Origin of the sequence: Calothrix sp. FACHB-168 (assembly GCF_963889195.1) — a bacterium.
GTDB lineage: Bacteria > Cyanobacteriota > Cyanobacteriia > Cyanobacteriales > Nostocaceae > Aulosira > Aulosira anomala_A.
Window position 1 is genome coordinate 222,866 of sequence record NZ_CAWPNJ010000096.1, and the last position, 11,933, is coordinate 234,798.

The 11,933-nt window shown below is 43.3% G+C and carries 6 protein-coding genes; 4 read left to right on the forward strand and 2 right to left on the reverse strand.

The features are described 5' to 3' along the window. The first annotated feature begins 237 nt into the window (after nt 1-237). The gene (locus tag AACW45_RS37960; protein WP_242045477.1) at nt 238-3,474 is read left to right on the forward strand and encodes an EAL domain-containing protein; all 3,237 of its coding nucleotides are present in this window, start codon (nt 238-240) and stop codon (nt 3,472-3,474) included. A 128-nt stretch (nt 3,475-3,602) separates the two neighbouring features. On the opposite strand, the gene AACW45_RS37965 is transcribed toward AACW45_RS37960, so the two are convergent. Together AACW45_RS37965 and AACW45_RS37970 are read right to left on the reverse strand one after the other, a co-directional pair. Next, nucleotides 3,603-5,357 carry an N-acetylmuramoyl-L-alanine amidase gene (locus AACW45_RS37965; protein ID WP_190631026.1) on the reverse strand — a complete coding sequence of 585 codons (1,755 nt, stop codon included), beginning with the start codon at nt 5,355-5,357 and terminating at the stop codon, nt 3,603-3,605. Nucleotides 5,358-5,464: 107 nt separating this feature from the next. Further along, the gene (locus AACW45_RS37970; RefSeq protein WP_190631027.1) at nt 5,465-7,297 is read right to left on the reverse strand and encodes an N-acetylmuramoyl-L-alanine amidase; all 1,833 of its coding nucleotides are present in this window, start codon (nt 7,295-7,297) and stop codon (nt 5,465-5,467) included. A gap of 194 nt (nt 7,298-7,491) precedes the next feature. Here AACW45_RS37970 and AACW45_RS37975 point away from each other — a divergent pair, with 194 nt between their 5' ends. The 3 genes from AACW45_RS37975 to AACW45_RS37985 all read left to right on the forward strand — a co-directional run bounded on the left by AACW45_RS37975 (nt 7,492) and on the right by AACW45_RS37985 (nt 11,836). Next, the gene (locus AACW45_RS37975) at nt 7,492-9,114 is read left to right on the forward strand and encodes a CTP synthase (protein ID WP_190631028.1); all 1,623 of its coding nucleotides are present in this window, start codon (nt 7,492-7,494) and stop codon (nt 9,112-9,114) included. A gap of 256 nt (nt 9,115-9,370) precedes the next feature. Continuing rightward, nucleotides 9,371-9,793, forward strand: coding sequence for a hypothetical protein (locus AACW45_RS37980; protein ID WP_190631029.1), 423 nt, complete (start codon nt 9,371-9,373; stop codon nt 9,791-9,793). 198 nt (nt 9,794-9,991) lie between these two features. Beyond that, on the forward strand, nt 9,992-11,836 hold the full coding sequence (locus AACW45_RS37985; protein ID WP_190631031.1) for a serine/threonine-protein kinase: 1,845 nt from the start codon (nt 9,992-9,994) through the stop codon (nt 11,834-11,836). The last annotated feature ends 97 nt before the right edge of the window (nt 11,837-11,933 follow it).

The window sequence follows — 11,933 nt, forward strand, 5'->3', positions numbered from 1 at the left end:
CTGCGAAGGCAGGCTTCGTATTTCTAGCCCCACCCTTATAGGGTGAGGGCGTTTTTGCACATTTGGGATGCTCCCCCATGCCCAATGCCCAATGCCCAATGCCCATCCTTCATACTCTCTGCATGAAAAATGTGGCAAATCTACTGTTGGAATTACGGTACTGATAAGGGCACGATCGCAGTAACAGTTTAAGAAATTCTTAACTATCTTCCCAGAATGATCCTATCTTCCACTGCTTTGACGGCAGCTGATCTGGAGTCAGCAATTGTACGTAACCCACTGATCGTTTCGCCAGATACACCTGTGAGCGTAGCGATCGCGCAGATGAGTGGGATTCGGGCGGTGTGTTCTTCTACCAGAGCCGCAGACACAGAAATTGCTGTCTTACATCAAGAGGCACGATCTAGCTGTGTTCTAGTAGTAGAAGATGCCAAATTATTAGGGATTTTTACGGAAAGAGATGTAGTACGCCTGAGTTGCCAAAAGCGATCGCTAGAACAGCTATCAATTCGGGAGGTAATGACACATCCAGTAATTACCTGGCAAGCATCTGCTTTTACTAATTTGTTTGTTGCAGTTAACTTGCTCCAGCAATATCATATCCGTCACCTACCATTGTTAAACGAGCAGCAGCAAATTGTCGGACTTTTAACTCATGAAAGCTTGCGTCAATTATCACGCCCTATAGACTTGCTACAATTACGGCTGGTAAGAGATGTGATGTCTTCACAAGTCATCTGTGCGCCTCCTGATGTTTCGATGTTAACAATTACCCGGTTGATGGCGGAAAATCAGGTAAGTTCGGTGGTAATTGTCGCTGAAGCATCTCTATCTTTACCAATTGGGATTGTCACAGAGCGGGATATTGTGCAATTTCAAGCCTTAGAACTAGATTTTGAACTGCTGCAAGCTCAAGATGTCATGAGTACCCCAGTGTTCTCAGTCAACCAAGAAGACTCTCTTTTAATTGTGCAGCAGATTATGCAGCAATATTTAGTTAAAAGAGTCGTAGTAGTTGGTAAGCAAGGAGAATTATTAGGAATTGTCACTCAGACAAGCATTCTCAAAGTTCTCAATCCTTTAGAGCTAAATAATTTAGTTGAAGTATTAGAAAATCGGGTATTGCGATTAGAAGCCGAGAAATTAGAATTACTGCAAAATCGTAACGCCGAACTAGAAAAGCAAGTTCAAGAGCGTACAGCTATACTCAAAGCCAAAGCCGAACGAGAAAAGTTAATTGCTACCATTGCAACCCAAATCCACTCTTCCCTCAACTTACAGGATATTCTGCAAACCACAGTCAATGAAGTGCGATCGCTCTTAAAATGCGATCGCGCCGCTATTTGGCAATTCCAAGCCGATTGGAAACTCGTAGTAGTAGCCGAATCCGTCGCCAATGGTTGTGATTCTCTGATGGGAAGGGAAATTTACGATGCTTGTTACACGCCAACTTGGATAACTAGCGATCGCAAAGAACGGGTGCGAGTTGTGGAAGATATCTACACCACGCCGATGAGTGATTGTCATCGCCAGTTACTTAAATCATTGTACACGCGGGCGAAAATTTTAGTCCCCATTATCGAAGGTGACAATTTATGGGGATTGCTGAATGTGGTGGAAGGTGAAAAGCCGCGCCAGTGGGAAGCCGAAGAAATTAAACTGATGCAACAACTTTCAACCCAAGTTGCGATCGCAATTCAACAAGCTACCGCTTACCAAAACCTGCAAACAGAATTAGCCGAACGACAACGCACAGAAAACCATCTCCGCCAAAGCGAACAACGCTATATTTCTTTAGCTGCTGCTGTACCCGTCGGCATTTTCCGCACCGATACCCAAGGCAATTATCATTATGTTAACGAACGTTGGTGTCAAATTACCGGACTCACACCCCAAGAAACCGCCGCTACTGGATGGATAAAAGGATTGCACCCCGAAGATAGGCAAAAAGTGACGACAGAGTGGAATGCGGCTGTGCAAGAAAATCGTTCTTTTCAGCTAGAGTATCGCTTTCAACATCCTGATGGTAAAGTAACTTGGGTATTTGGACAAGCCGTTGCCGAATCAGAAAAACCCGGAGAAATCACCGGATATATTGGCACCATCACCGATATTAGCGATCGCAAACATGCAGAAGAGCAATTAATCTACAATGCTTTGCATGACGCCCTCACAGACTTACCCAACCGTAACATGCTCATGGAACGGTTAGAATTAGCTATTAACCGTGCCCAGCGAGTAGAAGATTATCATTTTGCGGTTTTGTTTCTCGACATGGATCGGTTTAAAATCATTAATGATAGCTTGGGGCATTTAGCGGGAGATCAGCTACTGCGAATCATCTCCCAAAAGCTTAAATCCAAAATTCGGGCAATGGATTTAGCTGCTCGCTTAGGTGGTGATGAATTCGTCATTTTACTCGAAAATCTCGAAGGAATTGAAGAAGCAATTGTAGTTGCTGAGAGAATCTTGACAGAATTTCAGTCCCCATTAATCCTCAATGGCTATGAATTTTTAATTACTACCAGCATCGGTATTGTTTTAGGCACAGCTCGTTACCATCAAGCTTCCGATTTATTGCGCGATTCAGATATTGCCATGTATCAAGCCAAAGCCCAAGGCAAAAGCTGCTATAAAATATTTGACGCGCAAATGCACACCAAAGCATTAATCAGACTCAATTTAGAGCATGAATTTTGCAAAGCTTTAGAACGCAAAGACTTTATACTTTACTATCAACCTATTTTTGACATCAATAGCGATCGCTTAATTGGCTTTGAAACCTTAGTTCGCTGGCAACATCCTATTTGGGGTTTTGTTCCTCCCGCCGAATTTATTCCCATAGCTGAAGAAACAGGTTTAATTGTGCTTTTAGATAACTGGGTAGTTTACACCGCCTGTCAACAGCTAGCAACCTGGCAAAATCAGCACCCCAATTTACCGCCTTTAAAAATGAGTGTGAATTTGTCCGTTCCCGATTTGCGCAAAGCTTCTTTAGTTCAAGATATAGAAACAATTTTAGCAGAAACTGGTGTAAATGGTAATTGTTTAACTTTAGAAATTACCGAAAGTATGCTAATTAATAATATCAATGATACGCTGATTGTCTTAGAACAATTAAAGACATTAGGTATTCAAATTAGCATTGATGATTTTGGCACTGGATATTCATCGCTAAATTATCTCCATCGCTTACCCGCAGATGCTTTGAAAATCGACCGTTCCTTTATCAATCAAATGCAAGCAGGCAACCGCAATTATCAACTTATTAAAACTATTATTACAATTAGTAATCAGCTTGGTTTAGCAGTTATAGCCGAAGGCATTGAAACCCAACAACAACTGCAATGGTTACAGGAACTCGGCTGTGAATTTGGTCAAGGTTACTTGTTTTCACCGCCTCTATCTGCTCCTAAAATTGAAGCATTATTTATGAATAAAGGTTGTAGTCATATTTCTTGTCAATTGCAATAATTAGTTGGCGTAATTAAATATAACCAGCAAGGGCTGTCATTAGTCATTTGTCATTTGTCCTCCTTCTCCTCCTTCCCTTGTCTCCCTTGTCATCATTCCCATGCCCAATGCCCCATGCCCCATGCCCATCACCTAAACTTAAACCATTCAACAATCCCATCTGCTAACGCTTTCGCTTTCTTTTTCTGTGCTTCTTGGTTGACTATCTGCTCAAATTCATCGGGGTTACTCATAAAACCTAACTCCAGCAACACCGATGGCGCAATATGGGGACGTGTCAGCGCCAAGTTATTCCAAAATACGCCAAAAGAAGGTCTACCTAAATTTTTTACTAGCCGATTTTGCAGCAACACCGCCAAACTTTGTGCTTGGGGATGATACCAATAGCTACTTACACCTTTGGTATTTTCGGCATCGCCATCATCAGGTAAAAAGCGATAATGAAAAGTAAGAGCGATCGCAGGTTCTTCTTGCTCAATCATTTTCTGGCGTTCTCCCAGCGATAACTCCCGATCATCTTGTCTTGTCATGACTACCGTTGCGCCTCGCTTGATTAACTCATCCCGCAATAATTTTGTCACCTGCAAATTTAAGTCTTTAGCTAACACACCATTCGGCCCCGCAGCACCCGATTCTTGTCCCCCTTGTCCTGGATTGAGTAAAATCTTGATGCCTGATAATGGCTGTTGTTGCTTTTTGGCAATCTTTGGTGGATGACGCAAACTTAAAACTAAGCTTGTATTTCTGTATGCCAGCTTATATCCCCATTGCTGCTGATTTTTGAGGTGAAAGGTATATTGCACTGTTTTTGGGGCGATTTGCTGCCAATCTAGGCGAGAAATCACAGAGTTATCATCTAGGCGAATAATGTCTGTTTGGGCATGAGTGTTATGCAGAGTGAGGGTAAAAGTTCCATCACCTTGGGTAATGCTGACAGGTACAGGTACTTGCAGGGGAAAAATTATCTCCGTTGCTGTGGATAATTGCCGTGATGTGACGCTGCGAATAACTGAACTAGTGGCAACTGTACCCGCAAGCAGCCGCGTTTCTTGGCTATTAATCCAGCCGCCGTAGTCAAGGCGTAACCAATCACCTTCTTTCGCCGTCACTGCTGCCACAACACCTTTTGGTATTGGTGTCAGCCGCGAATAATCTGTACTAGGCCCAGTGCGGGCTACAGCAGTTTCGGCTGTAACTTCCACCACAGGTAATTTATCTGGTGTTAAGGTTTGCACCTTGCCAGAACTAGGCTGAGTTAGGGTTTTACCATTGAATGTGAGTTGAAATTCTGGTTGTTGCCAATCACCGCCTGTCTGCAATTTTCTACATCCCCGATACTTACCGGGAGTCAATTCTGGGATAGGCTGATTTTTGTTGATGAAGATAGCCGAATTGCTGGGTAGAGAAATCTGTTGTAGTTGCGGTAATAAATCAACAGTTTGCTTGCCAATATTCACCGCTACCTTAGCATTTACAGGAGCGATGGCATTAAAACAAATTTCTTCTGTGGGTAGACGGGAGATATCAACAGCAGGAGTGAGAGAATTGGAGGCAAAGGCTAATCCTTGTGGTATTTCTGCTTGATTTGCCAACCTTGTCACCCGCAGCTGCAATTCTTGGTTTTGGTAACGCACAGTAAACAAATTCTCTCCCAACTGTAAAGGAAAACTGGGCGCAAAATGACCAGCTTGACTGCGCTTAATGGGTTGATCGTTAATTAACACTTGTCCGGTTGCTGGTGCGCTACCCAGTAAGAAAATTTTATCTGTCTTCGTTTGGTGATTGGTTGGCGGATACACCAGCTTGATTGTATTCTCTTGTCCCCAAGCTACCCTGGCAGTGATGAGAGAAGCAAAGGCGATTAATTTGATGAATGATTGCATGAGAGTTGTACCAATTCAAAATTCAAAATTCAAAATTAAGAATTCTATTTGCCCCATGCCCCATGCCCCCTCGCCCTGAGCGAAGCCGAAGGGATGCCCAATGCCCACTACCTAGACTTAAACCACTCAACAATCCCATTAGCTAAAGCTTTCGCCATCTTTTTCTGTTCTTGGGGGTTGACTATTTCCTCAAATTCTTCGGGATTACTCATAAAACCCAATTCCAACAACACCGCAGGCGCAGCCGTGGGGCGTGTTAGGGCGAGGTTATTCCAAAAAACACCATAGGAAGGTTTTTTCAAATTTTTTACTATGTAATTGTGCAAAAATAATGCTAGACTGTGTGATTGGGTGTTATACCAAAACGTCCCAAATCCCTTGGTTTTCTCCGCATCACCGTTATCGGGTAGGGAATTGTAGTGAATCGAAAGGGCGATCGCAGGTTCTTCTTTACTAATAATTTGTTGCCGTTCCACTAAAGACACATCGCGATCGTCTTCCCTGGTTAACACCACCGTTGCGCCTAGCTTCACCAACTCATCGCGCAACAACTTGGAGACTACCAAGTTGACATCTTTTTCTAAATAGCCAGTTGGGCCACTGGCACCTGATTCTTTGCCCCCATGACCGGGATCGAGTAAAATCTTGATACCGGATAAAGGTTTGCGTGTTTTTTCTCTAAATGCAGGTGGATGACGCAAAGTTAAAACTAAGCTCGTACCTTCATATCTCAACTTGTATCCCCACTGTTGAGAGTTTTTGAGATTAAAGGTGTATTGTACTTGTCCGGGCGCTACCTGTTGCCAATCTAGGCGAGAAATTAGGGGACTATCATCCGTGCGAACAATATCTGTTTGGGCGGTTGTATTGTAAAGAGTGAGGGTGAAATTGCGATCGCCTTGTTTTACACTCACAGGTACGGGAACTTCTAGGGGAAAGACAACCTCTGTCGCACTAGAAAGTTTTCGATAACCGACACTGCGCATGATGGTGTGTGGTGAACTTGCACCTGGTAAAACTTGGGTTTCTTTACTATTAATCCAAGCACCATAATCCAGGCGTAACCATTCGCCTTCTTTAGCAGTGACGTTGCTTCTTGTGCCTTTGGGGAGTGGTGTGAGTCTTGAATAGTCAGTACTAGGGCCAGTCCGCGCTACGCCTGAGTCGGCTGTAATTTCCACAACAGGTAATTGTGAGGGTGAGAGAATTTGAATTTTTCCAGTACCCGACTGCGTTACAGTCTGACCATTCATTGTCAGTCTAAATTCTGGTGTACCCAAATCGATATTTTTACCGGAATCTGGAATTACAGCACCGGAAATAATATTATTACCGTCAACTGTCGTGCGGCTGGAAATTGGGTAATCAAGCTGTTGGGCTACAGTGCAACCCTCATACCTTCCTGCGATAGACTGGTTAGCAGGTTGATTTTTCCCCGTTAAGGCTGCCAAATTATTTGGTAGTTGCGCCTTAGTGGGTTGGGGTGCAAGAACAACAGTTTGATTGGCTAGAGTGACAGATACGCTGGCGTTAGGCGGTGCAATAGCGCTAAAACAAATTAATTCCCCCGGTAGTCTGGCGATGTCGGCTACTGGCGTTAACGAATCTTTGGCAAAGGCTAAACCCTGTGGTAGCTGAGGCTGAGTGGTAAGTCTAGTCACCTTAATCTGAAGTTCGCGATTTTGGTGACGGACAGTAAACAAATTATCTCCCACCTGCAAGGGAAAGCTTGGAGCAAAATGACCAGCTTTGCTCCGAGTAACTGGCTTACCATTAAATAAAACTTGGCCATTTGCTGGTGCAGTACCAAGAAAAAAGATTTTTTCCGCAGTTGTTTGGTGGTTTGTTTGGGGAAAGACAACTACAAAAGATGAATCTGCCAATGCTATTGGGGAGGTGACAACAAGGCTTAATAATACTAGTCCTACAAGTTTTTTCACAGCAAGATCACAGAAGATTTCACAATAGTTACTGTGGCACAATGACCACAAAAGGATGAAGGCTGGAGACCTAAGGATGAAGGTTAAAGCATGTTGGTGGAAATTTCATACTTTACACTTCACACTTCATACTTCATACTTCATACTTCAGATGACGGATGTATTTTTAGAAGTGGCCGGAAATTCAAATTAGTATGACTAAGTTTATTTTTGTAACTGGGGGCGTAGTTTCCAGTATCGGCAAAGGAATTGTAGCAGCAAGTCTGGGGCGATTGCTCAAATCGCGCAATTATTCTGTGTCGATTCTCAAACTTGACCCTTATCTGAACGTCGATCCTGGTACCATGAGTCCCTTTCAACATGGGGAAGTTTTTGTTACCCAAGACGGCGCAGAAACAGATTTGGATTTGGGGCATTATGAACGCTTCACCGATACCTCAATGTCACGCCTCAATAGCGTTACCACTGGCTCAATTTACCAAGCTGTAATCAACAGAGAACGACGCGGTGATTATAATGGCGGGACTGTCCAGGTCATTCCCCACATTACTAATGAAATTAAAGACCGTATCTTAAAAGTAGCTAAAAACACAAACCCTGATGTGGTAATTACAGAGATTGGTGGTACGGTAGGCGATATAGAATCCCTGCCGTTTTTAGAAGCAATTCGCCAGTTTCGCAAGGAAGTAGGGCGACAGAACGTGTTGTATATGCATGTAACTTTGTTACCTTGGATTGCCTCAGCTGGGGAAATGAAAACTAAGCCCACACAGCATTCTGTCAAGGAACTCAGATCCATTGGCATTCAACCAGATATTTTAGTCTGCCGTTGCGATCGCCCTTTACCTGTCGGCTTAAAACGCAAATTATCCGAATTTTGCGATGTGGCTGAAGAATGCGTGATTACTTCCCAAGATGCCAAGAGTATCTATGAAGTCCCCTTGATGCTAGAACGGGAAGGCATGGCAGAGCAAGTCTTAGATTTGCTGCAAATGGAACAACGCCACCCAGACTTAGTACAGTGGCAAAATCTCGTCCAGCATTTACACAGCCCCAAACACGACATTGAAATTGCCATTGTCGGTAAATACGTGCGCTTGGGCGATGCTTATATTTCTGTGGTTGAAGCCTTACAACACGCCGCTATTTCCACTCATGGCAGGTTGCGCGTGCGCTGGGTAAACTCGGAAGATTTAGAAAATGCACCAGCAGAAAGCCAACTAGAAGGCGTTGATGGCATTCTAGTACCCGGTGGTTTTGGGATTCGCGGTGTAGATGGGAAAATTGCTGCCATTAAATATGCCCGCGATCGCCAAATTCCCTTCTTAGGTTTATGCTTGGGAATGCAATGTTCTGTCATTGAATGGGCGAGAAACGTTGAAGGCTTAAAAGATGCCAACAGCGCCGAATTTAACCCCTATACCAGCGCCCCAGTCATTAACTTATTACCAGATCAGCATAATGTTGTCGATTTAGGCGGCACAATGCGCTTAGGAGTATATCCTTGTCACGTACTTCCCAATACCTTGGCGTTCAAACTCTATCAAGAAGATGTGATTTATGAACGTCATCGCCATCGCTATGAATTTAACAATCATTACCGCAGCCTGTTATTAGAGTCAGGTTACGTAATTAGCGGTACTTCCCCCGACGGGCGCTTAGTGGAAATAGTCGAATTACCCAAGCACCCATTCTTTTTAGCTTGTCAATTCCACCCAGAATTTCAATCCCGCCCTAGCAATCCTCATCCATTATTCCAAGGATTTATTAAAGCTGCGATCGCTCATTCTATTCCCCCATTGGTAAAACAGCACTAATCTAGGCTGGCTGAACTAGAAATTACCAAAAACTGATCGTTTGGGGTTCTCATCTATCCTGCAAACCCATGACTGTTACTCTGACTTATAAAATTGGCTGATACTGCGCCGATAAGTATGGCATCTTTATTCCCTACGTGCTGTACTAGTGTAAGCTGACAACAATAAACTAAAATTCACAATTAGCAGTAGCTTGTTTACGATGAGAATTGTGAATTTTTTTAAGAGTGACATCACGGGTAGCTGAGGAGATTTTGTGGCGTACTGGGTGAAAATCCTTTACGAAAGGAAAAAATATGTGGTCAATTTTGACCGTATAAACGCCTTTTGTTATGAACAAAATGGCAGAGTTACCTTTTGGTTACCAGATTCTGCTATTCCGATAGTGATTAACCCACAAACTAATCCCCAAGACTATCAGAAAATTTTGAGATACATAGAACATGTGACAGATTTAGAAGTCGAACATCCCCATTGGGTAAAAATTTTTTATGAAAACAATGAATATGTAATTAACCTCAATTGCATCAGTTCTTTTTGCCAAGAGGCTAATGGCAGGATTACGTTTTGGTTACCAGATAGCACAATTCCCATCATTATCAATCCTGTGAGTAATCCTGAGTCTTATCAAAAAGTTTTGCAATTCGTTCAGAAGGCGACGGGGTATTCTTTGTCTTAAGGGAGAAGGGAAGGAAGGGGACAAGGAGGACAAGGAGGACAAGGAGGACAAAATCAATTCAAAATTCAGAAATATTTTTGACTTTTGACTTTTGACTTTTGACTTTTCATGCCCCATGCCCCATGCCCCGCATTTGGTATACATTGGAAAGGGCTGTGTCTTACGACAGGCTACTAGGCGTCCACGCTTTCATAGAGCATGACAATAACCCTTCTCAACAATCGGTATCAAGTTATTCAGGTACTCGGCGCTGGAGGTTTTGGCGAAACCTTTCTGGCAGAGGATACTCACATGCCTTCTCGCCGTCGCTGTGTGATTAAACAACTAAAACCCATCAGTAATGACCCGCAAACCTACCAATTAATTCAACAGCGCTTTGAAAGAGAAGCGGCTACTTTAGAATATTTAGGTAGAAGTAGCGACCAAGTACCAGAACTCTATGCCTATTTTTCAGAACAAGGGCAATTTTACTTGGTTCAAGAATGGATTCAAGGTCAAACTTTAAGAAATGTTATCCAGACTCAAGGAAAGTTAAACGAAACATCTGTTCGCGAAATTCTCTTAAGTCTGTTGTCTGTCTTAGAATATATTCACAGTAAAGGTATTATTCACCGAGATATCAAGCCCGATAATATTATTATTCGCTCGCCTGATGGCAAGCCAGTGTTGATTGATTTTGGCGCTGTTAAGGAAACTATTCGTTCAGTGGTGAGTTCTCCGGGATTACCTGCGCAATCGCTGGTAATTGGAACGCCGGAATATATGCCCAGCGAACAAGCTTTAGGTCGTCCAGTCTATGGTACTGATATTTATAGCTTAGGTTTAACAGCAATTTATTTGCTAACGGGTAAATCACCCCAAGAAATAGAGACTCATCAGGAACATGGCGAAATCCTCTGGCAGAATTATGCCCCAAATGTTTCTCCTGGTTTAGTCAAGGTACTGAATCAGGCGATTAAACCCCATGCTAGCGATCGCTACACCACAGCTAGTAAAATGCTTCATGATTTGGAATCTGCCAGTTATATCATCCCGCCTCAAGCTACCTCAGCGCGGACACAGAGTTTATCAACTAACAAAACTCAGCCTTTATATTCCCCCCAATATCCTCCGCAACAACGCCAAGTAATTCCGACACCAGTTTGGCAAAAGCCTGCGGTGATTTTTGGTGGTTTAGCAGTTGGTGGTTTGTTAATTGGGGTATTATTTTCTAACCTTACCCGCCAACCAGTAGCAGACACGCCAGTTGTCACTAATACTACTCCTTCCCCTGAACCTTCAGCTATTAATACTGAACCAACCGCTAGTCCTATTAATACTCAGCCTTCACCAACTGCATCACCATCACCTGTAGCAGAAATTCCCGCACCAACTTCTACCTTTGAACCTCAAGTTAACCCCAATGTAGAAACCAATCCCCCAGTTACATCTACATTGCCACAACAGCAAGCGCCTGTGATAGCTGATACTCCTGCACCAGTGGCGACAGTAGCACCACAGCCAAATATTCAAAATCCGCCGCCTGTAGTACCGACACCAGAAGTCCGCTCCACACCAGAAAATAATACTCAGCAGCCAAAATCAGTTACTACTAATGTCAGACAAAAAGTACCAGCATTTCCTACAGGGACATCCAGAAGTAGCGTAGAAGCTACCTTGGGTAAGCCAGCTAGAGATTTAAGAGGACTTTGGCGAAATACGCGGGCTGTTACCTATAAAATAGTACCTAATCAAATTGATGTTGGTTACTTATTCGATCGCAATACTGGCGCATTACGACAAACTGAGGCAGCTTTTGCCCAATCAGTAGATCCCCAAGTGATGGAAAATACTTTAGATGGGATGTTAGGCGGTCAAGCTAATGAAGAGATTAGACAGGGATTAAGACAAATACAGCAGCGTCAATCTGATAATTTCAAATTTTCTAAAGGTGGTGTCAAGGGTCAGATTGTCCGCCAAAACTGTGATTTTATTTACATCAGTATTTGGGATGCGGATTTACATGATTTTGTTAATCCGGCTGACGCTAAACAGTGCAGTTAACCTAACTTGCGGGAAGTCCCCAGGTGTAGTTTACGGAACCTGGGGATGAAAGCAAGGGCTGCGACGATTGCATCTTTGAGCGTCAACAACCGTAGGT

What these genes read in the sequence shown, in the direction of transcription:
- AACW45_RS37965 (WP_190631026.1), bottom strand. Translation starts at nt 5,357, where the DNA reads ATGCAATCATTCATCAAATTAATCGCCTTTGCTTCTCTCATCACTGCC.
- AACW45_RS37975 (WP_190631028.1), top strand. Translation starts at nt 7,492, where the DNA reads ATGACTAAGTTTATTTTTGTAACTGGGGGCGTAGTTTCCAGTATCGGC.
- AACW45_RS37985 (WP_190631031.1), top strand. Translation starts at nt 9,992, where the DNA reads ATGACAATAACCCTTCTCAACAATCGGTATCAAGTTATTCAGGTACTC.